Genomic DNA, 24,173 nt, shown 5'->3' with positions numbered 1-24,173 from the left:
GAAATCCGGGGATAAATGCGCACGCTCCGCTTCCTCGGGTCCTTTCTGCTCACTTCGTTTAGCATGCAAATTATTCATTTATATCCAAAATTTAAAAACCGCGTTATTTGTTTAACCAAAAAACCGCCCCCGTCTTCCCAAGGGAAAGTCGGGGACGGTCCGAATGTCATGCTTGTTCAGGCGTTCCGTGGTACAAGCTAAACTTAATCCGATATTAGTCAGCCAGAATGTACTGGTTAAGTTGTGCTCTCAGCAATTCCTGACGTCCAGATTGGTTTTTGCGTGGGCTTTCGTTGTTGAGTGCGTACTCAGCAAGGGAGGTCAGTGTTGCTTTACCTGCAACTACATCTGCGCCAATGCCTTCGCTGAAGCTGCTGTAACGTTTTTCGATGAAGTCATCGAATACGCGATCTTCGATCAGTTTTGCTGCTACTTTCAGACCTTTGGCATACGTGTCCATACCTGCGATGTGTGCCAGGAACAGATCGTCAGCTTCGAAGGAACCACGACGCACTTTCGCGTCAAAGTTCACACCACCACGGCCGATACCGCCGTTTTTCAATACTTCATACATTGTCAACGTAGCATCGTACATATCAACCGGGAACTCATCCGTATCCCAACCGATCAGCATATCGCCTTGGTTCGCATCGAGGGAACCGAGCATGCCGTTTGTACGCGCAACGCGGATTTCGTGATCAAATGTATGACCAGCCAGTGTCGCGTGGTTCGCTTCCAGGTTGAGTTTGAAATGTTTGTCCAAACCGTATTTTTGCAAGAAAGCAATGGAAGTTGCTGCATCATAATCATATTGGTGTTTCGTTGGCTCTTTTGGTTTAGGCTCGATCAGGAATTGTGCATCAAAGCCAATTTCCTTCGCGTAGTCTACAGCCATGTGGAACATGCGAGCAATGTTGTCTTGCTCCAGTTGCATATCTGTGTTCAGCAATGTGTCGTAACCTTCACGACCGCCCCAGAATACATAGTTTTCAGCGCCCAGACGTTTACCAACTTCCAGACCTTTTTTGATCTGTGCTGCTGCGTGAGCATACACGTCTGCGTTGCAAGTGGATGCTGCACCAAACATGAAGCGTGGGTTCGAGAACATGTTCGCCGTGTTCCAGAGCAGTTTTTTGCCGCTGGATTTCATATGATCTTCAATCAGGTCAACGATGGTATCAATGTTGCTGTAGAACTCGCGCAGGTTATTGCCTTCTGGTGCAATGTCCACATCGTGGAAACAGAAGAACGGGAGATTCATTTTTTCCAAAAATTCAAATGCCGCTTCCACGCGTACTTTCGCGAGGTCCAGACCCGAGTATTTATCCCACGAACGAACAGCTGTCTCCGCGCCAAACGGGTCACTGCCGCCTGCAGTTAATGTATGCCAGTAAGCCATGCCAAAACGGAAATGTTCTTCCATCGATTTGCCGGCTACCACTTCTTCCGGATTATAATGTTTAAAAGCAAAAGGATTCTTGGAATCTTTACCTTCGAATGCAATTTTATTAACGGATTCAAAATAGGCCATGTGTAAAATGCCTCCTCAATAGTTTTAAGAAATCGTTTACAACGTTATCCTATCACATCGATTTTACTTTGTCTATTGGTTAAACAAAGTAAAAATAAAAATGTTTTTTACACGGTTGTTTGCGCTATAATAGTCGAATAACTTGTTTCGGATGTGGGTCAGAACCCTTTTATCAGAAGAATAGGAGTGCCTAAACCATATGAAAATTACCGGAGACCAGATGCTGGTCAAAAAAATAAACAAGTCGATCGTTCTGGATACGATCCGTCGCCATGCCCCTCTTTCTCGCGCACGAGTGTCCGAGGTTACGGGGCTGAACAAAGCAACGGTATCCAACCTGGTTGCTGATCTGATCAGTGATGACCTGGTGCAGGAGATTGGCCCTGGGGAATCCAGCGGCGGTCGTAAACCACTCATGCTGCTGTTTCGAGGGACATCAGGCTATGCAGTCGGGCTGGAACTCAGTGTGACCCATTTGAAAGGCGTGCTTACAGATCTCGAAGGACACATCATTACAGAATACGCAGTGACCTTGGAACATCATGACGTGTCCTCTGTACTGGAGCAATTGAAATTGGCAGCAAAACAGCTCATTGAAGCAGCTCCTCCTTCCCCTCATGGAGTCATTGGTATTGGCATCGGGGTGCCCGGCATGGTGGATGAGGCAGGAACGGTCCTGTTTGCACCCAACTTGGGGTGGGAGAAGGTAGCTCTGCGCTCGATGCTTGAAGAAGAATTTGAACTGCCTGTAACGATCGATAATGAAGCCAATGCTGGTGCTCATGGAGAGTTGAATTTTGGGGCAGGTATCGGTGTCCGTCACATGATCTACATCAGTGCAGGCATGGGGATTGGTTCAGGCATCATGGTAGATGGTGAATTATACAAAGGCGCGTGGGGCTACGCAGGGGAAACAGGTCATATGTCCATTGAAGCGGAAGGTCTGCCCTGCTCCTGTGGTAATCGTGGTTGCTGGGAGTTATACGCATCGGAAAAAGCCTACGAGCACCCGGATCATCAGCTAAAATTACCTGCTCATACCACACGAGAGCTTATTCATTATGCGGAGCAAGGCCACGATGCTGTTCAGGAATTATACAACACGATTGGACGCAAACTGGGGATTGGCATTACCAATATCGTTAACAGTTTCAACCCGGAACGTATTATCATTGGCGGTCCGCTCTCTGAAGCAGGTCCATGGATTGAAACAGCGTTAAAACAAGTTGTCGAGGAACGTACATTGCCTTATCACCGCCGCAGTTTGCAGATTGAATGGGCAGCTCTGGGCAGCCGTTCCACCCGCGTTGGTGCCGCTTACTCTGCAATATCCCAGTTTTTAGGAAAAATCAGGGTGTCTGTCTAATAACAGATGAAAATGGACATCATTTCGCCCCATTTCCTCCCTTTTTGTTAAAGAAATCCAGATGTATAATGGGGTTATGTGATTTTTGTCATGGCTGTGTGAATATAGCTGTGTTAATTCCGATAATGAAACGGAGTGAAAAAAAAGCGTGACCTACGTGGATACTTCAGATATCTCGGCGCAAATGTTTGTCACCGTCCTCCTGTTCCTGATTGTGCTTGCGCCCCTGTTCAGCCTTGGCATACTCCGATTGTTCCAGAGCAAAAAGAAGGCTGGTTTCATGTACATGCTGTCAGGATTGCTGGTGTATGTTGTATTTCAGACTTTCATGAGTATTTTTTTCTAGATCATATTCAGCGTTTGCACAAAAAACCGTACCCTTCCGGGTACGGTTCTTTCTATATCCTAACGGCTCGCGAAAACCGGAATTGCATATGAATTGAAAATTTCTTTCAACACATGATGATCCAGATGATCAGCCAGATTTAAGCGTCCAATGCTTTGGCAAATTGGGTTTTGTTCATACCCAGAATGCGATGTTCACCAATGACAGTCAATGGCACAGCACGTACGCCCATGTCCCATACTTGTTGCGCATATTCATCGCTGGTTTCGATGTTGCGCTCTTCATAAGAGATACCTTTGTCAGCCAGGAACGTTTTTACGGATTTGCAGTTCGGGCAGTTGGTAGATGTATATAAAATTACGTTTTCCATGTTTAATTCACCTCATATGTTTTTTATTAATCTATCGTTTGGTTGGAATCAGCTCATTCTATTACAGAACAACTGCGCTGTGCTCCAAGCTTTCAATGTATTTCTCTGTGTCCATAGCAGCCATACATCCGCTACCTGCAGCTGTGATCGCTTGTTTGTAACGAGTATCTTGAACGTCACCACATGCGAATACGCCTGGGATGTTTGTCTCGGATGTGCCTGGTGTAGTCAGGATATAACCATGTTCGTCCGTAGTGATTTGTCCGCCAAGGAATCCCGTGTTTGGTGTGTGACCGATAGCTACGAATACGCCGCTTGCTGGAATCACTTCTTCTTCACCTGTTTCGTTGTTCAACACTTTCAATCCGGTTACGCCGTTGTCGCCAGCAAGTACTTCGAGTGGTGTACGGTTCAAAGACATTTCTACTTTTTCGTTGCTGCGTGCACGATCCTGCATGATTTTGGAGCCACGCAGTTCTTCACGACGGTGTACCAGCGTTACTTTGGAACCGAAACGGGACAGGAAACTTGCTTCCTCAAGAGCAGAGTCACCACCGCCTATGACGATGATTTCTTTGTTACGGAAGAAGAATCCATCACATGTTGCACATGTGCTGACACCGCGGCCTATATTCGTTTCTTCGCCAGGGATACCCAGGTATTTAGCAGTTGCGCCTGTGGACAGGATCAATGTTTCCGATACGAGTTCACCCATACCTTCAACTTGAATCTTGAATGGACGCTCGCTCATGTCGATGTTGTTCACCCAGCCTGTGCGGAATTCAGCACCGAAGCGCTCAGCTTGTTTACGCATGTTGTCCATCAGTTCAGGACCCATAATACCATCAGGGAAACCTGGGAAGTTCTCCACTTCAGTCGTTGTTGTCAGTTGGCCACCAGGTTGTGGTCCTTCAATAACGAGTGGGTTCATGTTGGCACGTGCCAGATAGATTGCTGCTGTCAGCCCTGCAGGGCCTGTTCCGATAATGATTGATTTATACATGTATAGTTCCTCCCCCGGGTTCTGCAAAAAGGTCGGGCCCTCCGGCATCAAAAGCTTAGGCTTTTGCATACACTAGAACGAAAAGCCTACATCATGTCCACAAGACCTGCCCGTGTAATGACAATTGCCCTATGCAGAAACGGAATTCTAATTTATAATCATTCTAATCTGTTGTTCATTATGATCTCTTTTATGTACGGTGTCAATGCTCGGCAGCGATTATGAAGAAGTCTTCATCAGGAGGGAAAATGGAAGCATGAACGATGCACTCATTGGCAGTTTTATATCAGCCATGTCTACCGGCCTAGGGGCCGTACCGATTCTATTTATGCGCAAAATATCGCACCGTCTGCGTGATATCTTGCTGGCATACGCCGCAGGTATTATGACCTCGGCCTCGGTGTATAATCTCATTCCGGAAGCGCTTGGCCAATCGAACCTCTTTGTACTCGCATTTGGTATTATGCTTGGTAGCCTGGTGCTACTGGTGCTGGAGATGAAGATTCCACACGTCGATCTGGAGAATCCCGAGAAAATGCCTTTCAAAATTGAAGCCAAAGCCTTCATGATTATTGCAGCCATTACCATGCATAACCTGCCAGAAGGGTTATCCGTTGGAGTCAGCTATGCAAGCTCGGATGAGAACCTGGGCAATCTCATTGCCTTTTCCATTGGATTGCAGAATGCTCCGGAAGGATTTTTGGTGGCCCTTTTCCTAGTAAACCAGAACATTGGCCGCTTCAAAGCGCTGGGTATTGCCACCCTGACCGGAGCGGTAGAGATTATTACAGCTATGATTGGTTACACATTAAGCAGTCTCGTAGCTGGTCTTGTGCCTTATGGTTTGGCCTTTGCAGCCGGTGCGATGATGTTCATTGTCTATAAGGAACTCATTCCTGAGAGTCACGGTGATGGCAATGCACGTGTAGCGACTATCTCGTTTTTACTTGGACTCATCACAATGATCGGTCTGACGGAATTGTTCTGATTGCAGACTAAAGAACCCGAGCGAACAGTCCAAGACTGTCGACCAGGTTCTTTGTTTAGCCACAAATGAAGATTCCATGAAATTACCGGATCGTCTGTCAGAGGTATTGCGCCCTCTCCTGATCAGGATTGGATGAAACGAATCAATTCCGAATTGAATTTTTCCAATTCATCATAGAATGCACCATGACCACTCTCTTCAAAAGCAATCAGTTGAGAGGAAGCGATGCCCTTGTGCATCTGCTCCGCGAATTCGAACGGACAGATCTCATCCTTTTTCCCGTGCAAAATGGCTGTCGGCACCTGAATCGAACTCAGGTCACCTCGCAAGTCCTCATCCCGCAACGCAATTGCACTGCGAATGGTACCATAAGATGAAGCTTCCATGCCGAGGGCGTGGAACCAATCCATGAATGGCTGGCTGTGTTTCTTCGCGAAGAACATGCCGCCAAACGTCTCCAGTAACTTCGGACGATCTGCGAAGATCGGCTCAATGATCTGCTCGTTCAGCTGCTCTGGAGTCAATCCATACGGATAACCTTCGCGCTGTGTGAACACAGGTGCTGCCGCAGATAACAAGGCCAGCTTGGAGACACCATGTCCCTTATGGCGAGCCATGTAATGTACTGCAATCGCTCCACCCATGGAGAACCCTGCGAGTACCGCGTCTTTCAGCTCCAGATCATCAATAACGGCACGAACATCGTCTGCCATGCGATCATAATCATATCCTGTGGAAGGCTTATCCGATAAGCCATATCCTCTAAAATCTATCGCAATAGCACGAATGCCATGGTTCGGCAATACGTTCAATTGATATTCAAACATTTTATAATTAACAGGCCAGCCGTGCAAAAAGACAACCGGGGTTCCTTCGCCAATATCTTCAACATATACCTTTACATTTGGTTCCACTTGTACATAACGTCCCATATTTCACAGCTCCCTTAGTATCGAATCGTCTCTTCGAATCATTACCCGCTGACCCCAGGTTCAAACGTGAGCCGTTCCACCAGCCGCATACTACCAGCGAAACCAATTAACTATTTTCCTCTCCATATCTGATTACCGTAGCAGTCTAAGCCCATTTAGAATAACCAGAATTGTACTTCCTTCATGACCTACCACACCCAAAGGCAATGCGACATCCTGGAGGAAGTTACCCGCAATTAAAGCCAGAATAACGGTGATGGCAAAAAACATATTTTGCTTCACTGTACGCTGAGCTCGCCGGGCCTGCCCAATCACCCAAGCGATCTCTTCAATGTTATCGTTCATTAGTACCGCATCAGCGACCTCCAGTGCAGTTCCGCTGCCGGACAATCCCATCCCCATACCCACAGTAGCTGCTGCAAGTGCCGGTGCATCATTTACACCGTCCCCTACCATCAGCACAGGACCATACTGTTTGCGGAGTGCTTGTACCTGCTTCACCTTATCTCCAGGCAACAAGTCTGCATAGACCATGCTTACTCCAGTTTCACGCGCAATTACAGAAGCTGATCTGGCTCGGTCTCCTGTTAACATGGCAACTTTTACACCCATCGCTTCAAGCTTTTTCACTGCAGCTGCTGCCTCTGGCCGTACCGTATCCCGCATCGCGATCAGGCCGACTAATTCACCATCAGCCATAACAGCGGATACGGTTTTCCCCTCCCCCTCAAGACGGGAGCATACATCGCCCCACTCAGAAGAACCCTTCATATGGTTAGCACCATGTTCATCTGTATCAACGTTTCTGCCTGTCATCTCCTCTGACTGCATTGATCCCAGTACATCTGTTTTGCCAATGCTCCAGACCACATCGTTTACAGTTCCTTCGATGCCCCAGCCTGTTAGAGCCTGTACGTGATCGGCTTCGTGAAGTGTAATGTTCTCCTTGTTCGCCTGATCTACGATGGCACGAGCCAAAGGATGCATCGAGAGGTTCTCAATTGCCGCTACCGCAGCTAATAGCTGGGCGCGATCTACATTTTCAGCCGTAATAATATCGGTGACTTGCGGGGTGCCCATGGTCAATGTACCTGTCTTGTCAAAAGCCACGACTCGCGTGCGAGCCATATTCTCCATATGGGCACCTCCCTTAAAGAGAATGCCACGGCGGGCACTGCTGGACATCGCGGACAGCATAACAGGCATGATGGAAGACACCAGTGCACAAGGCGAAGCAACCACCAGAAATACCATCGCTTTATAAAATGCCTCATTCCATGTCCAGCCAAGCAGCAGCGGAGTTCCTGCAATGACAAGTAAGGTCACCCCTACAACAATACGTGCATAAATTCCTTCAAACCGCTCCATGAAACGCTGAGAATCCGGTACTTCCGCCTGCGCTTCTTCCACCATTTTAATGATCTTGCCGAACAGTGACCCTTCAGCCGATTTTGTGACCTCTACGTATAATGCGCCCTCCCCATTTACAGTACCTGCATAGACTTCATCCCCTGCAACTTTGTCCACAGGCAGGGATTCTCCGGTGATGGACGACTGATTGATAAAAGAACTCCCACGGTACACCACGCCATCCGCAGGAATTAGCTCTCCAGGTTTTACCAACAGCAGATCACCCGGTTGCAGATCATCAATAGCCACGAGGTTCATCTGTCCATCCTCAATACGCAGTGCAGTCTCTGGCTTGAGCGCCAGTAAAGATGAAATATCTTTATGACTGCGCTCTGTCGCATAACTTTCCAACGCACCACTGAGTGCAAAAATAAAGATCAGCATCGCACCTTCATTCCAGTAACCGATGGTTGCTGCCCCAAGGGATGCGGCAATCATCAGCAGGTTTACATCCAGATCACGGTTCTTGACCAGTGTCTCGATACCTTCCTTCGCTTTGGTCCAACCGCCCACGGCATACGCCACAATGTAGAGCATGATGGATAAGGTACCAAAATACGGTGCAGTTCCCCAGGCAATCAGCATCAACAGCCCGCTGCCCAATGCAGATTGCATCTCTTTATTCTGGACCATGGCTCGAAAATCAGGCTTCTTGCCCCGATTGGGGCCGGGTGTTTGGGATGAGCGTTGTTCTGCTTGTTGCTGTCTGTGTAGAGGTTGATGTATCGCTTGCATATAAATCACGTTCCTTTCAAATGGTAGGTTTGCGGATAGTGAGTGTGCTCAAGTTCCGCTTCCAGAAATGAAGTTGTATTGAGAATGAGAGCCATTGTTAATGCCCTAAAAATGACACATGCTGCTGCGGGATTCCCGCAGCAGCATGGTTTTATGAATGATTTTGCAATAATCTCGAATGAGAATGATAATCATTTTTGTGATTATGCAATTATTTTTACCTAATACAACTTTTAATCAGTATATGCCTGTGATCCTCATTTGTAAATGGCCTTTTTTCGATGGTTACTCATAAATACGTGTTCAAAAAGACAAAAAGCCGCTGTCCCAGAGGACAACGGCTTTAACCATCTATTGATATTCATTTGACCTGTTTATGGCATATCGCTTAAGTGATTGTTTACACATCCACCCCATGCCATTTACGCGCCTACACTTGCTCCCTGACTTGCTTTGATCGCTTGCTCCAAATCATAGATAATGTCTTGAATGTTCTCTGTACCCACAGACAGACGAATCAACTCCGGATTAACGCCTGCGGCAGTTTGTTCATCTTCGGTCAACTGCGCGTGAGTTGTACTTGCCGGGTGAATGATCAGTGACTTGGAATCGCCCACGTTTGCAAGGTGAGAGAACAGTTTGACACTTTCAATCAATTTGCGTCCCGCTTCTACTCCACCTTTAATACCAAACGTCAGAATCGCTCCCTGGCCTCTCGGCAAATACTTCTGCGCCAGTTCATAGGACGGGTGGCTTGGCAAGCCTGCATAGCTCACCCACTGCACATCCTCATGCTTCTCCAGATATTGCGCGACAGCCAGTGCATTGGTGCTATGACGTTCCACACGTAGATGCAACGTCTCCAGTCCTTGAATCAGCAACCAGGAATTAAATGGAGAGATTGTTGCACCAAAGTCACGCAGAAGTTGTACACGAGCTTTGATAATATAAGCAATCGGTCCAACCGCTTCCGTATATACTACACCGTTATAACTGGCATCCGGCTCCGTCAATCCAGGGAACTTGCCACTTGCTTTCCAATCAAATTTTCCGCTATCCACGATAACGCCACCAATGGATGTACCATGACCGCCAATAAATTTCGTTGCAGAGTGAACGACAATATCTGCGCCATGTTCGATGGGACGAAGCAGGTACGGACTTGGGAACGTATTATCCACTATCAAAGGAATTCCATGTTCATGGGCAATCGCTGCCACCGCTTCAATATCAAGTACATTCCCCTTTGGATTACCGATCGTTTCGGCATACAATGCTTTCGTTTTCTCCGTAATCGCTGCCCGGAAATTCTCAGGATCACTGGAATCCACAAATTTCACGTCCAGACCCAGTTTCGGCAAAGTCGTCGAGAACAGATTGTATGTACCTCCATACAAACTCGCCGAAGACACGATCTCATCGCCTGCACCAGCAATATTCAGAAGTGAAAACGTAATGGCTGCCTGACCAGAAGCTGTAGCCAGCGCCCCAGCTCCGCCTTCCAACGCCGCAATCCGTTGCTCAAACACGTCGGTTGTTGGATTCATCAGACGGGTATAGATGTTGCCAAACTCTTTCAAACCAAACAGATTAGCTGCATGCTCGGTATCCTTGAATCCATAGGATGTTGTCTGATACAAGGGTACAGCTCGTGCGTTGGTGGTTGGATCAATCTCCTGGCCTGCATGAATTGCCAATGTTTCAAATGAAAGCTCACGTTCGTTTGACATAAATCTAAATCCTCCCTTGGTATATACGTTCTTTGATTCCCTGATGTCTTCGCATGGTGGCGTATGTTTTTCATATTCTCTCACAAGATGTCGCATTTGAAAAGAATTATTTCCGATTGTTCCGATAAGAAATAATAAATATGTAGATTATCAATTTCTGTGCCAAAAAAACCTTTGCCCTCGCAAAGGTTTTTCAGCTACTTTGACTTCGGTATGCAATAGCTCATCCGGGCTTTGGTTAGTCCCGAACTGCGCTCCATACTTCACGCAAATGTTTGGCCGCAGGCACAGCTTGCTCCGCAGTTACGCCTTCAAGTGAAATATCGATATGTGGCTTATACGTTTTTAGCAATTCAAAAAATAACGGGTAATCCAGTATGCCTGCCCCAGGTACCGGATTGAACTTCTCTCCCTGTGCATCGAAGGCTACGTCCTTGGCATGGATCACAATCATGCGCTGATACAGTGCTTCCATCACCTCACGCAAGAAAGCCCCTTGATCTGCAACATGTGGCTGTTTGATCAGATTACACGGGTCGAACAGCATCCCCAGATTGGATGAAGGAATCTCTTCAAACAAACGTGTCATATGTTCATGGGTATGAAGGGTATGGGTAGACACAGGCTCAATCGCCGCATGCACGCCCCATTTCTCCGCTTCCTCAGCCAACTCCTCAACCGTTTCTTTCAGCACACTCCATGCCTTCTCTTCATATCCATCCGGATGCGTATGCTGATAGGTGTCCAAGCTTCCGGTCTCCGTTGCCACCATGCTGCAACCAAAATCCCGGGCATAACGCAAATGCTCCTTGAATCGATCAATGTCTGCACGTCGGCTTACCGGATCAGGGTCAATCGGATTAATATAACAGCCCAGTACCGCAATCTTCACCCCGCGCTGTGCAAATTGATCTCCGATCTCATTCGCCAGCCCAGGGCTGAGCTTGCCATTCGATGAGTCCACATCTGATAATGCTTTGGCCAGCGCCAGCTGTACGGAATTAAATCCGTTATCCGCAATTGTCTGTGCAAGCTGTGCTGTAGGCTGTTTGCCAAATGTATGTGCCAGAATACCAAGTTTCATCTCACTGCCTCCTTATGCTAATCCGATGATCAAGTGATTAACGTGCCATCCAGCCGCCATCGACATTCAGCACATGACCATTCAGATAATCCGAAGCGGCAGATGCCAGAAAGACAACCGGGCCTTTCAGATCTTGAGGTGTTCCCCAACGCCCCGCAGGAATACGGGCTGTAATATCCCGGTAACGATTCTCGTCCGCACGGATCTGGGTAGTATTATCGGTTTCCATATAACCCGGTGCGATACCGTTAATCTGGATTCCCTTCCCTGCCCATTCATTGGCGAGTGCTTTGGTTAAACCAGCAACGCCATGTTTACTGGCTGTATACCCTGGCACGTTGATCCCACCTTGATAGGACAACATGGATGCAATATTAATGATTTTGCCACTTCCGCGTTCAATCATATGTCTGCCTGCCAATTGGCTTAGGAAAAATACAGTATTCAGGTTCAGTCCAATTACATCATGCCAGTCCTGCCCTGCATGATCAGCCGCAGGTGTGCGACGAATGATTCCGGCATTGTTGACGAGAATGTCAATTCTGCCCTGGAACGCAAGCGCCTGTTCGAACACAGCCGACAACTCATCTTCACGACTTAAATCCGCTTCAATCACATAAGCTTTGCGTCCGAGTGCTTCAATGGCACTTGCCGTTGCCGCAGGCTTGGAATAAGAGACCAGCACCACATCAGCACCTGCTTCTGCCAAACCAATGGCCATCCCTTGTCCAAGTCCTCCCGAGGTACCTGTCACCAGTGCAACTTGTCCGCTTAAATCAAATGGGTTCATGAATGATTCCTCCGCATGGTTTTGATATGCAATCCTTAGATCCGTCCGTTCTTTAATCCCATGAATAATGAATGAGGTTAACTTTGATAATCCACTGTGACACCGCTCTGCTCGTATAAGGCAGCCGTCTCTTCATCCAAACGACTATCACTGATAATGTAGTCCAGTTCCGAACACTGGGCGAAAGTTCGCAGTGCAAATTGTCCGAATTTATAATGATCCACAACGCCGTATACTTGCTGCGAGGCAGATATCATTGCTTTTTTCAAAGGAACCAGATCTCCCGTATATATGGATAATCCGAATTCCGGATGAAGGGCTGTCGTAGATATAAAGGCTTTATGAATGTTAAGGCTGGATATAAACGCAGCCGTATCATCCCCCACCAGCATATTCCGTACACGAGCCCCGCCAGGCACAACCAGTCGCACTTGCTCCTTTTTGGTCAACTCCGCAATAATGAACAGGTCATTGGTCACCACCGTCAGTGGCTGATTATCGAGACGTTTGGCCATCTCTAGCGTGGTGCTGCCACCATCGAGAGCAACAATATCTCCAGGTCGAATGTAAGCAAGGGCACGTTCAGCAATTTCCGTCTTCTCCGAATGATGCTTCTCGGTAACTCCGCGGCTATTCAAGATGCCATACTGGTCATTCTGAGCCAGCATAGCACCACCATGGACACGTACGAGCAACCCCATACTCTCCAACTTGTCGAGATCCTCTCGCACAGTCTTCCCAGTCACCTGCAGCAACTCACTAAGATCACTGACGGTTACTTCCTGGCGCTCCAGCAGAGCCTCCATAATTTTTTCATGTCTTTTCAATGGATTCATCATAATCAACTTCCTATACCACCTGAGTCAAAATAAATGAGTTATAGTGTCTACCCTGTCAATTTAACTCAGACATCTGTAATTTATTATTTCAGGTCTTTCATCGCTACGCCGTCCATATCTTCGAACGTCTGGTTCTCACCAGCCATCGCCCAACAGAAGGTGTAATTGCTTGTACCCACACCACTGTGAATGGACCAGCTTGGGGAAATGATCGCCTGGCGATCACGTACAACCAGATGGCGTGTTTCGTTTGGCTCACCCATCATATGGAATACAACACCGTCTTCAGGCAAGTTCCAGTACAAGTATACTTCGGAACGGCGGTTATGGGTATGTGCAGGCATCGTGTTCCACATGTTACCCTTGTTCAACTCCGTGATCCCCATCACGAGTTGACAGCTCTTAATTCCACCCTCACCCTGGTGAATGTACCGATAGATTGTACGCTCGTTCGAGCTTTCAATGCTGCCGAGATGATTCGGCTGGGCTTGTTCTTGTGTTGCTTTTACCGTTGGATAGGTGTGGTGAGCCGGTGTGGATACAAAATAGAATTGGGCAGGTTGAGCCTTGTCACTGCTCGTGAACACAACTTCCTTCACACCTCTACCGATGTAGAGACATTCCTTCGCTCCAATCTCATACCCTTGACCATCCGCTGTCACTGTTCCGTGACCACCAACGTTAATGATACCGATTTCACGACGTTCCAGGAAAAAGTTCGTTCCGATATCTTTCAGGTTTACTTCAAGGGTAATATCCTTGCTCTCAGGTACAGCCGTTCCCACAATATAACGATCCACATGAGAATATACGGTTACCAGTTCATCGGTTGCAAACAGTTGCTCCATCAAAAATTCCTCACGCAGGCGAGATGTATCATATGTTTTCACTTCATTGGGATGTGCAGCATAACGATTTTCCATTCTTAATCCATTCCTTTCGTCATTTAAATTAGTTGGGATTGAGTTTGATAATGTTCATATAAGTTCATTTTAGTTCATTATGTATCTTTTGTGTACCTTTATTTTCGAAAAAGTAATTTATGTGATAATGAGATTAAGACTTTTTTCCAAGTCTTATGTACTACTGTATTAAGAGAACCTTCCCATCGATACCCCATTCAGCCGTTGCAATAGCCTGTTGTACATTCGTTAGTTCATACGTCGCCCCAACGTTTGCCATGACAAGCCTTCCTGCTCTGACCAGCTCCATCACCTCATGAAATACCTGTTCCCAGCGTTGTTGCGAACAGCGTTCCACCCAATGCTTTAACCAGAAAAGTTTCACATGAACTTGTGTTCCACGGGTTACTTCATGCCATAACGGTGTGATCCCCGAAAGCAGCCCTACACTGATGACCGTACCATTTGGCTTAAGACAACTGACCAACTGTTCCCCGTCTGTCCCTCCAATACAATCCACGGCTGCATCAGCACAGCACCCCTCTGTTAATTCCGCGATTCTATCCTGTAGCAACTCTTTCGTCGTATTGATAACAGAAACTGCTCCAAGACGATACAGTTCAGCAGTATGACGATCACCTCTCGTAAGCGCAATCAATTTAAATCCATAGATTTTTGAGATCTGTGCAAAGATTCGCCCGATCGCAGATCCCCCCGCATTCACAATCAGGGTATTACCATACGTAAGATTAAGCATCTCTGTACAGATCAACCAAGCCGTAATCGGGTTAATATAGAGCTGACTGGCTGATTGATCATCGATATCATTAGGCACGATGATTGTATGACGATCCAAGGTCTTCACGACGTCCTGCCAAGTATTCTCGCCTTTTAGCGGCAAGACACGGCGCCCCAACATTTGATTGGATACTCCCGGTCCTACTGCTTCTACCACCCCCACACCCTCAAAACCGGGAACAGCTGGTAATCGGGTACGATGCGGGTAAGCTCCTCGAACAGGAATGAGATCGGAGGGATTAATAGGCCGAGCATACATCCTCACTGCTAATTCACCGGGGCCAGGGGGTATCACATCTTTTTCTTCCATACATAACACTTCACTTGGTTCGCCAAAACGATAGTAACGGATTATCCTAGCTTTCATTGGTACATCTCCTAAAATAATTTTGCTAAAATAACTCCAAATAAAATATTGAATATATTTCCAGAGTGTATAACAATAGTATCACTGGTAAATTATTTCATCAACGACTTATTATGATATAAAACAACTTTTTTTTCATAAAAACATTCGAAAATATTTGCTTAGAAAAAAAAAGAGCCCCACAACCTTGAATTCCAAGGTCGTGAGGATCTTTCATCATATGAATTAATGTGCAACAGCGTTGTTAAGCATGATCCAGATCGAACCAATCACGATAGTCATCATAATCAGTAATCCGAAAATAAGTGCCATCACATTCCAGCGTGGTTTCCCTGTTTCACGGATATGCATGAAGAAGAAGAGTTGAACCACAAACTGAAGTGCTGCTGTACCAAGAATCACAACGAGTGTTCCTGTTTTGCCCATCATGTCGTTCAAAACCACCACAAGTGGAATGATTGTCAGTACGACGGACAGAATGAAGCCGATGACATAAGACTTCAGTGAGCCATGTTGTTCATGGCCGTGGGAATCATGTGAGTTGTGCTCTGCCATCTACATCACCCCCAAGAGATAGACGATCGACAGGAGGAAGATCCATACGACGTCCAAGAAGTGCCAGTACAAGCTGATAACGTTGATTTTACCGCGAGTGACATCAGTAATTCCACGTTTTTTCAGTTGTAACATAAGTCCAATCATCCAGATCAGACCAAGCGATACGTGAAGTCCGTGAGTACCCACGAGGGTGAAGAATGCGCCAGAAGCAGCACTCGTTGTAAAGCTAAACCCTTCGTGAATCAACTCAATAAACTCATATACTTCCAGTGCAATAAAGCTTGCACCCAGAACGGCTGTAACGGCCAGCCAACTGATTAATTGTTTTACTTTGCCCTGATTCATCGCCAGAACCGCGAGTCCGCTCGTAAATGAACTTGTGAGCAAGATAAACGTTTCGGCAATAACGCCAGGCATTTTGATCAATTCAGACAAAATTGGTCCGCCCGCCGTATTGTCACGCAACACAATGAAGGTTGCGAACAATACGGAGAACAGGATAACGTCGGAAATCAGGAAGAACCAGAAACCGAGAATTTTCATTTCCTGTGGATCATGATGTCCATGGTCGTGACCATGTGCATGATTCTCACCGTGCTTAGCGGCTGCTTGAGCCATCTATACCGACCCCCTTAACGACGCTTCGGTACGTTTAATTTCGTCGACCGGAATGTAATAATCCGTATCGTATGAGAATGAACGGGCGATCATGCAGATCCCTACGCCAGCGAGTCCGAGAATTGCCATCCACAGCCATCCGAAGACAAAGCCGAAACCGGCGATGAACCAGAAGACAGACATGATGAACGGAATTCCGGAGTTCTTCGGCATATGAATCGGCTCAAGCGGTTGCTCAGGCGGATAGATGCCTTTGGCACGACGTTCTTTCTCTTCCCACCACTCATCAATATCATCTCCGCGCGGTGTAACAGCGAAGTTATATTCGGGAGCTGGTGAAGGAATCGACCACTCGAGCGTACGACCATCCCATGGATCGCCGGAAGCTTTAAGTGTTTTGTATTTGCGAATACCGTCTGCAATTTGTGCAACTTGGAACAAGAATCCGACACCCATCAGGAATGCCCCGATTGTGGATACGAAGTTCAGTTCCCACCAGCCAGTATCCCAGCCGTATGTGCTCAGACGACGTGTCATACCCATCAGACCGACAGCGTACTGCGGCATGAAGCAGACATAGAAACCAATATTCCAAGTCCAGAATGCCCATTTGCCCAGTTTCTCTGGAAGTTGGAAACCGAACATTTTAGGCCACCAGTAGTACAGACCTGCGAAGTATCCGAATACTACGCCACCGATCAATACTTGGTGGAAGTGGGCAATCAGGAAGTAACTGTTATGGAACTGGAAGTCAGCAGGAGCAACGGATAACAGAACGCCTGTCATACCCCCGACAATAAAGCACGGGATAAAGGCAAGTGTCCACATCATCGGAGTCGCCATGCGAATCCTTCCTCGATACATGGTAAACAGCCAGTTAAATATCTTAACCCCTGTTGGAATAGCAATCAACATCGTAGTTACGGCGAAGAATGCATTCACGTCCGCTCCTGAACCCATCGTGAAGAAGTGATGCGCCCATGTGAAGAAGGACAGGAAGCTGATGATTAACATTGCAAATACCATTGACTTGTAACCAAACAGTTTTTTCCGAGAGAAGGTACTTACAATCTCGGAGAACACACCGAATGCCGGCAAGACGACAATGTATACCTCAGGGTGACCCCACATCCAGATCAAGTTGATATACATCATTGGGTTACCACCCAGATCAAGTGTGAAGAAATGCGCCCCGGCAAACCTGTCGAGGAATAACAATGCAAGTGTCACGGTCAAGATCGGGAAAGCAAACAAGATAATGATACAAGTGGAGAATACCGACCATGTGAACATCGGCATTTTCATCCATCTCATACCTGGCGCACGCATTTTAATGATGGTAACCAGGAAGTTGATACCGGTAGCCAGGGAACCGATACCCGATATCTGAATACCCCATATATAGAAGTTCTGTCCTACCCCAGGGCTGTGCGACAGCTCCGATAGAGGCGGATAACTCAGCCATCCTGCATCCGGTGAACCACCGATAACGAATGACAGGTTAAACAGCATTGCTCCCAGGAAGAATAACCAGAAGCTCAGTGCATTCAGGAACGGGAACGCAACGTCCCTTGCTCCGATCTGTAATGGCACGATAACGTTAAATAGACCAAACATAAATGGCATCGCCATGAACAGAATCATGATCGTGCCGTGAGTTGTGAACACCTGATTATAATGCTCAGGATTCAGAAATTCATTGTTAGGCATAGCTAGCTGAAGGCGCATCATTAGCGCATCCACACCACCACGGAATAACATGATAATGGAAGCGATGATATACATGATACCGATCTTTTTGTGATCGACAGTCGTTAACCAGTTACGCCAGAGCCAGCCCCATTTTTTGAAATAAGTTAGCACCGCTACAATAGTAATCATGGTAATTCCAATAGCTACCATCGCACCATAAATGAGCGGATCACCGGTTACGAAAAACTCCGATGCAAACTCTTTAAGTCCCTCTAACATTGGGGGCCTCCTTTCGAATCTTTAGTTAGCACTCTTGTCCTCGTCTTGATTGGAAGTATCAGTTGCATTTTGAATGGCTCCAGCAGCTTCGTTGGAAGTTCCATGCTTGCTGTGAGCACTTTGACCATCTACAACATACTTGGTTACAATATCTTGGAACAATCCTTCTGGGAAGGCAGAATAATAAGCAACATTGCTTGTTCCTGGTTCAGCCAGTGCCTTGTAACCTTCTGTGGTCAATTCCTGGGAACTTTGTTTCACTTCAGTTACCCATTTGTCAAAATCTTCGTCCGATGTAGCATTCACATCAAAACGCATTTCTCCAAAATGCTCACCTGTGAAGTTAGCGCCTGAACCCCAGTACTTGCCTTCATGATCTGCCTGCAGATACAAGGTCATCGCCATACCCGACATCGTATAAATCTGTCCTCCAAGTTGCGGAATCCAGAATGAGTTCATCGGTGAATCCGCGGTGAGCTCAAATTTCACAGGCCGATCTGCCGGAATATTCAACGTATTAACCGTTGCAATTCCTTGTTCTGGATACATAAACAGCCATTTCCAGTCCAGTGAAGACACTTGGATGGTAATTGGTGCTTTCTCGTGAGCCAACGGCTTCGAAGGTTCCAGAACATAAGTGTAACGAATCGTTACAATTGCAAGTATTCCAATAATAATAATTGGAATGGTCCACCATACAACCTCCGCTTTGGTGCTATGAGCCCAGTTAGGTTCATATGCTGCTTTGTTGTCCGGTTTATCGCGGTAACGCCATACGATTACGGCAGCCAAAATGAGTACTGGCACAATGATAACAGCACACAAAATTGTCGAGATGACAATCAAATCTCTCTGCGAAGCGCCAATTGGCCCCTTCGGATCCAGAACAACGTACTGTCCGCCTGCCAGCATTGGCCAGACAATCAATGCAATTGTAACCAACGTCAGGACAACCGGAATGATAATCCGGATTAGCGACCTAGGTTTCTTGTTCATTTTGATCCCCTCTCCTTAAATTCGCTCATACTGAAAAATCAGTATACTACTCTCTTCCTACTAAAGATATCAGAAATGAACAACTTTTTTGTTCTTGTTAACAAATTTGTCGATTTTACACCTTAAATGTGTGAATTTTTTCTCACAAATCGCTTGCGTGCTTGATATTTGTACTTCGTAATCTTTACACATCAAGTCACAAAATAAAACCCTTTGCAGTCCCGTTGAACAATGTCAACGAATCCGCAAAGGGCTTTATTGACTGGATTCCGGGAACTTATCCAGTCTTATTATGAACGAATTAACGCAGGATTATAATCAATCGGCGCCTTCGTCTTCCCGGCGTGTATGAACAAGGCCAATCGCTTTGGCAATAACGTAAATAAACACACTACCTACAAGGAATCCAATACCAACCATCAAGCCAAGATTACGATCATTAAAGTCATTCAGATTGAACAGACACATGACCACTCCCGTAATGAGTGCGACCCATGCCAGAACTGTCATCGTCAAGACGGCGCGCCGCATATTTTTGTCTTTGCGCTCCAATTGGCTAACCATTGCTGTCTTCGATGCCATAGTAAACACTTCCTTTTCCCTTTTTGTAAGTGCTTTCCTTATACCAATATACCACATCAGTATGATTTTTAGTCAACAAATGTTCAAATTTTATTCTCAATTTGGACACTTTATTTCGATTTATACCATTGACAAAAAAATTTCAATTCATTCATACTTCTTATAACCCAAAAAACGTCTCTTCATAACAGAAACTGCACTTGACCTTATAAAACCTTTATGAACTACTCATTTTCAATTGTAAAAAATACAAAAAAAGACGGCACATTGGAATATTCCAATGCTACCGTCATCCTCATCTTTAATAAGGGAACCATATATAATGAGGAACTGCTTCACCCTTAAAACCTACCACCCAAACTATTGGGGATTATGTTCGTTCCGTGTCTCCAACCAATTATTCTTGATGATGTTCTGATACCAGTAATAACTCTCCTTCGGCGTTCTCACGAGAGAACGATAGTCCACATGAACAAGACCAAAACGCATGCGGTAGCCTTCTGCCCACTCGAAATTATCCATCAGTGACCATGCCATGTACCCTTTCAGGTTAATACCGTCATTAATGATGCGGTGAATTTGAGCCAAATGCTGCTCATAGTATGAAATTCGGCGATCATCGTTAATTTTTCCGTTCTCCAGGTCATCATTGATGCAGGCACCATTCTCTGTGATATATACATCCACATTGCCGTACTTTTGCAAGTAATGCATAAATTCATACAAACCACGTGATTCCACAGGCCAGCCAATATCGGTTTTGGTGAGGCCCATATCAACTTCTTCCGATTGCAGAGCACCTGCTTCCGGATTGAAGCGATTGATCCCCATCGTGTAATAGTTAATGCCGAGCAGATCGATCGGTTGTGAGATGATCTCCATATCGCCTTCCTGAATTGGTACGGTAGCACCCGCTTCTGCAAACCAATCCACCATAAACTGAGGATATGAACCTTTGTAGATTGGATCAAGGAACCAATCGGTATTAAGCGCAATCGATCGGTCACACGCAGCTTGGTCCTCAGGAGATTTGCTGTACGGCTCAGCCCAGCATACGTTCGGAGCAATACCAATCTGACCGGTTGTTCCCAAGCGACGGAAGGATTGAACGGCTTTACCATGAGCAACCAGCAATCCATGTGCCACATTAATTGACGTTTGCAGGTCTTTGTTTCCTGGCGCATGAATCCCGAGAAGGTTCGACAGGAACGCAATACACCATGGTTCGTTGAATGTCAGCCAAAAATTGATCTTGCCCGAGAATTCTTTGAAAATCACTTCGGCATATTTCACAAAAGCGTCTACTGTTCTGCGGTTGCCCCAGCCGCCGTCATCCTCCAGCGTTTGCGGAAGATCCCAGTGATACAGTGTGAGGAACGGTTCAATTCCAGCCTCGATCAATGCATCCACGAAGCGGTGGTAGAAGTCCAGACCTTCCTGATTGATCTCACCATCTCCGTCAGGAATAATACGCGGCCAGGCAATGGAGAACCGGTATGTATTAATCCCGAGTTTCTTCATCAGTTCGATGTCTTCCTCGTAACGGTGGTAACTGTCACACGCGACATCTCCATTATCTCCGTTATATACTTTGCCAGGTGTGCGCGCAAACGTATCCCAGATGGATACCCCGCGTCCACCTTCCTGTGCCGCTCCTTCTATCTGATAGGAAGCTGTTGCTGTACCCCAGCGAAAATCTTGCGGAAATCTAAAAATGGTCATGGTTGGCTCCTCCGTCTCATGATGACACGCGGATCGTCTGTCCTGCGGTCATGGTTAAAATAATTACATAATCGCCCTGAGGCGTAAGCTCTGCCTTGGCTTCTTCGTTTCCTTCCACACGCAGTGGATAAACACTGCGAAGGGTCAGCGACTCATTTCGATCTGCCTTAATAACCGCTGACGCAAGCTTGTTGTCCGTCCACGTTATCGCTACCGTATAACCACCTCTTGCACGAAGGCCTTCAACACGACCTTGAGTCCAGAGTTCAGGCAGTGCAGGCAGTAAATGTAACTCGTTCAAGTGGCTCTGCAATAACATCTCCGCGATTCCAGCCGTGCCTCCAAAATTACCATCGATCTGGAATGGTGGATGGTCATCAAACAGATTCGGATGTGTGGATCGGGCCAGCAACGTGCGCACAAACTGATGTGCCTGGCTGCTATCCAGCAGTCGTGCATACAGATTGATCAACCATGCACAGCTCCATCCTGTATGCCCGCCACCTTGTGAGATACGACGTTCAAGCGATACCCGTGCTGCTTCCACCAATTCCGGTGTGTGCACTCGATTGATCTGCTCCCCCGGATATAACCCATATAGATGGGAAACGTGACGATGCCCTGGTTCAGATTCGGCAAAATCTTTAAACCACTCCAGCAATTGTCCTTCGCTTCCAATTCGGAATGGATAGAGTTTCTCCAGAGCCTCACCCCACTCGCTCACCAATGACTGATCAATGCCCAGTTGCTTCGCAGCCTCAATACAACGGCTGAACAGTTCACGAATTAACGTCATATCCATCGTTGAAGCCATGGATATACTGCGTGCCTCCCCAGCATCTGTGAGAAACTTGTTCTCTGGTGAAGTGGATGGAATCGTAACCAGATAACCATCGGGCCCTTCCACCAGCCAATCGAGACAGAACAGCGCCGCCTCTTTCATGATGGGATACGCGCGTTCCTCAAGAAAACGCTGATCACCGGTAAATTGGTAATGCTCCCACAGATGCGAGGTCAGCCACACGCCACCCATCGGCCAGAAAGCCCAGCTTGCATCTCCACCTGTCGGTGTAGAGGTTCTCCAGATATCCACGTTATGATGGGCAGTCCATCCACGGGCTCCATACAGAATCCGCGCCGTTCTTCGTCCTGTATCACTGAGATCGGTCAGCATATCGAACAGCGGCTCATGACATTCACTGAGATTGCAGACTTCTGCCGGCCAGTAATTCATCTCCGTGTTGATGTTGATCGTGTAATCACTGTGCCATGGCGGCTCTACCTGATGATTCCAGATTCCCTGCAGATTGGCAGGCTGGCTGCCCGGACGCGAACTAGCCATTAACAGATATCTTCCATATTGAAAATAAAGTGCCTCCAATCCAGGGTCTTGTTGCCCTGCCTGATAAGCCTGCAGCCGCTCATCTGTAGGTAATTCGGCGTTAGCCGATACCCCTAAATCAATAGAGACTCTGTTAAACAACGCGCTATGATCCTGAATATGTCGGTCACGAAGCGCTTCCGCGCCATGTCTGGTCGCTTTGGAGATCATCTCCTTGCATTCCTCTTCCAATACAAAATGATCCTTCACAGGTAACACATCGTAACTTTCAAAAGACGTAGCTGCTGCCAGATAAAACACAACCTGATCAGCACCCTGAATATGTAACTTGCCTTCCAGTTTGGAGACCTTCACCTGATCGCCAGATGCCGCAAAAGCTACACGGACAGCATAAGCCGTTCCCCGATCCTCTTCATAGAGGACGGATTCCGGGTGATCCCTGAAGTAATTGGACTCCACATGACTTGGGCACCGACTGAACATGGTTAGAGCATCTCCCGAAGTCTCAACGCGATAAGGATGGGGACTGTCTAGCGTAACACTTACACTCACAGCGCCCTTCTGATCAGCAGTCAATGTGCAGACCATTAGATCATCCGAAGCACTGGAATACATTTCACGTACGTATTGAGTTCCTTCCAATGAGTAGGTTGTGGTTGCAATACCCGATTCCAGATCAAGCTCCCGTTCAAATGCATCATATGAAAGATCCTTCAAACCCTCATGGTGCAATAGAAAATGACCCATCGGCTGGTAGGCCTCTACATCACGACCAAGCATTTCACGGTTCAACAAATCCTCAGCTTCACCATACTGTCCAGACATGATCAACTCTCGCGTCTGCTTCAAATACCGCTGACTGCTGTATTGAATCGTATCCCGTGGAAACCCTGACCATAATGTATCTTCATTGAGCTGAATTCGTTCATCTGCTGCGCCACCGTACACCATGCCTCCAAGACGGCCGTTTCCGATAGGCAATGCTTCTTCCCAGCGTTTTGCCGGTTGTCGATACCATAGACGATTGATTTTAGTTTGGTTATTGTGTTGGGACATGATTAGCTCCTGTTCCTAAATCAGCTGTATATTTCTTATGATATAAAACGTTTTCGGTAAGTGCTTACAATAATAAAATTATATGTGATTTCAAAATTTGCGTCAATGCAAATCATCACATCATTCTACAAAAAAAA

At 46.7% G+C, this 24,173-nt stretch carries 21 protein-coding genes; 3 read left to right on the top strand and 18 right to left on the bottom strand.

Annotation, left to right across the window (positions count from 1 at the left end; translation table 11 throughout):
- Positions 1 to 214: 214 nt before the first annotated feature.
- A complete protein-coding gene (gene xylA / locus D829_RS0128055; RefSeq protein WP_017692238.1) occupies positions 215 to 1,531 on the bottom strand; it encodes a xylose isomerase in 1,317 nt (438 codons plus the stop codon).
- Between the two features lie 199 nt (positions 1,532 to 1,730).
- Between xylA and D829_RS0128050 the strand changes: the two genes are divergently transcribed.
- Both D829_RS0128050 and D829_RS0128045 read left to right on the top strand, forming a co-directional pair.
- Positions 1,731 to 2,897: an ROK family protein gene (locus D829_RS0128050; RefSeq protein WP_017692237.1), complete on the top strand. Its 1,167-nt coding sequence runs from the start codon at positions 1,731 to 1,733 to the stop codon at positions 2,895 to 2,897.
- A 148-nt stretch (positions 2,898 to 3,045) separates the two neighbouring features.
- Complete coding sequence (locus tag D829_RS0128045) at positions 3,046 to 3,243, top strand: hypothetical protein (RefSeq protein WP_017692236.1); 198 nt, start codon at positions 3,046 to 3,048, stop codon at positions 3,241 to 3,243.
- A gap of 139 nt (positions 3,244 to 3,382) precedes the next feature.
- Here the strand turns inward: D829_RS0128045 and D829_RS0128040 are convergent, their stop codons facing one another.
- Together D829_RS0128040 and trxB are read right to left on the bottom strand one after the other, a co-directional pair.
- Positions 3,383 to 3,613, bottom strand: a complete 231-nt coding sequence (locus tag D829_RS0128040) for a glutaredoxin family protein (protein WP_017692235.1) — start codon at positions 3,611 to 3,613, stop codon at positions 3,383 to 3,385.
- A 61-nt stretch (positions 3,614 to 3,674) separates the two neighbouring features.
- The gene (trxB, locus tag D829_RS0128035) at positions 3,675 to 4,616 is read right to left on the bottom strand and encodes a thioredoxin-disulfide reductase (RefSeq protein ID WP_017692234.1); all 942 of its coding nucleotides are present in this window, start codon (positions 4,614 to 4,616) and stop codon (positions 3,675 to 3,677) included.
- Between the two features lie 256 nt (positions 4,617 to 4,872).
- Here trxB and D829_RS0128030 point away from each other — a divergent pair, with 256 nt between their 5' ends.
- Complete coding sequence (locus tag D829_RS0128030; protein WP_017692233.1) at positions 4,873 to 5,604, top strand: ZIP family metal transporter; 732 nt, start codon at positions 4,873 to 4,875, stop codon at positions 5,602 to 5,604.
- A 122-nt stretch (positions 5,605 to 5,726) separates the two neighbouring features.
- Here D829_RS0128030 and D829_RS0128025 read toward each other — a convergent pair whose 3' ends face one another.
- The 15 genes from D829_RS0128025 to D829_RS0127955 all read right to left on the bottom strand — a co-directional run bounded on the left by D829_RS0128025 (position 5,727) and on the right by D829_RS0127955 (position 24,036).
- Positions 5,727 to 6,536 (bottom strand): alpha/beta hydrolase, encoded by an 810-nt coding sequence (locus D829_RS0128025; protein WP_017692232.1) that lies wholly within the window; start codon positions 6,534 to 6,536, stop codon positions 5,727 to 5,729.
- 132 nt (positions 6,537 to 6,668) lie between these two features.
- Positions 6,669 to 8,681 (bottom strand): heavy metal translocating P-type ATPase, encoded by a 2,013-nt coding sequence (locus D829_RS0128020; RefSeq protein ID WP_017692231.1) that lies wholly within the window; start codon positions 8,679 to 8,681, stop codon positions 6,669 to 6,671.
- 422 nt (positions 8,682 to 9,103) lie between these two features.
- Positions 9,104 to 10,411, bottom strand: coding sequence for a homocysteine synthase (locus tag D829_RS0128015; protein ID WP_017692230.1), 1,308 nt, complete (start codon positions 10,409 to 10,411; stop codon positions 9,104 to 9,106).
- Positions 10,412 to 10,649: 238 nt separating this feature from the next.
- A complete protein-coding gene (locus D829_RS0128010) occupies positions 10,650 to 11,495 on the bottom strand; it encodes a sugar phosphate isomerase/epimerase (protein WP_017692229.1) in 846 nt (281 codons plus the stop codon).
- Between the two features lie 37 nt (positions 11,496 to 11,532).
- The gene (kduD, locus tag D829_RS0128005) at positions 11,533 to 12,285 is read right to left on the bottom strand and encodes a 2-dehydro-3-deoxy-D-gluconate 5-dehydrogenase KduD (RefSeq protein ID WP_017692228.1); all 753 of its coding nucleotides are present in this window, start codon (positions 12,283 to 12,285) and stop codon (positions 11,533 to 11,535) included.
- Between the two features lie 77 nt (positions 12,286 to 12,362).
- Complete coding sequence (locus D829_RS0128000; RefSeq protein ID WP_026081467.1) at positions 12,363 to 13,121, bottom strand: DeoR/GlpR family DNA-binding transcription regulator; 759 nt, start codon at positions 13,119 to 13,121, stop codon at positions 12,363 to 12,365.
- 86 nt (positions 13,122 to 13,207) lie between these two features.
- Positions 13,208 to 14,047: a 5-dehydro-4-deoxy-D-glucuronate isomerase gene (kduI, locus tag D829_RS0127995; protein ID WP_017692226.1), complete on the bottom strand. Its 840-nt coding sequence runs from the start codon at positions 14,045 to 14,047 to the stop codon at positions 13,208 to 13,210.
- Positions 14,048 to 14,207: 160 nt separating this feature from the next.
- On the bottom strand, positions 14,208 to 15,191 hold the full coding sequence (locus tag D829_RS0127990; RefSeq protein WP_017692225.1) for a zinc-dependent alcohol dehydrogenase family protein: 984 nt from the start codon (positions 15,189 to 15,191) through the stop codon (positions 14,208 to 14,210).
- A gap of 225 nt (positions 15,192 to 15,416) precedes the next feature.
- Positions 15,417 to 15,746 (bottom strand): cytochrome o ubiquinol oxidase subunit IV, encoded by a 330-nt coding sequence (gene cyoD / locus D829_RS0127985; RefSeq protein WP_017692224.1) that lies wholly within the window; start codon positions 15,744 to 15,746, stop codon positions 15,417 to 15,419.
- A complete protein-coding gene (cyoC, locus tag D829_RS0127980; RefSeq protein WP_017692223.1) occupies positions 15,747 to 16,367 on the bottom strand; it encodes a cytochrome o ubiquinol oxidase subunit III in 621 nt (206 codons plus the stop codon).
- Positions 16,368 to 18,338, bottom strand: a complete 1,971-nt coding sequence (locus tag D829_RS0127975) for a cbb3-type cytochrome c oxidase subunit I (RefSeq protein ID WP_017692222.1) — start codon at positions 18,336 to 18,338, stop codon at positions 16,368 to 16,370.
- A 21-nt stretch (positions 18,339 to 18,359) separates the two neighbouring features.
- Positions 18,360 to 19,334 (bottom strand): ubiquinol oxidase subunit II, encoded by a 975-nt coding sequence (cyoA, locus tag D829_RS0127970; protein ID WP_017692221.1) that lies wholly within the window; start codon positions 19,332 to 19,334, stop codon positions 18,360 to 18,362.
- A gap of 318 nt (positions 19,335 to 19,652) precedes the next feature.
- Positions 19,653 to 19,916: a hypothetical protein gene (locus D829_RS0127965; protein WP_017692220.1), complete on the bottom strand. Its 264-nt coding sequence runs from the start codon at positions 19,914 to 19,916 to the stop codon at positions 19,653 to 19,655.
- A 360-nt stretch (positions 19,917 to 20,276) separates the two neighbouring features.
- Positions 20,277 to 21,638 carry a GH1 family beta-glucosidase gene (locus D829_RS0127960; protein ID WP_017692219.1) on the bottom strand — a complete coding sequence of 454 codons (1,362 nt, stop codon included), beginning with the start codon at positions 21,636 to 21,638 and terminating at the stop codon, positions 20,277 to 20,279.
- A 16-nt stretch (positions 21,639 to 21,654) separates the two neighbouring features.
- A complete protein-coding gene (locus tag D829_RS0127955; RefSeq protein WP_017692218.1) occupies positions 21,655 to 24,036 on the bottom strand; it encodes a glycoside hydrolase family 95 protein in 2,382 nt (793 codons plus the stop codon).
- Positions 24,037 to 24,173 lie beyond the last annotated feature (137 nt).

The organism is Paenibacillus sp. PAMC 26794, from assembly GCF_000316035.1.
GTDB lineage: Bacteria > Bacillota > Bacilli > Paenibacillales > Paenibacillaceae > Paenibacillus.
The sequence above is the reverse complement of the archived record's forward strand: the minus strand, read 5'-3'. Positions and strand labels throughout refer to the sequence as shown.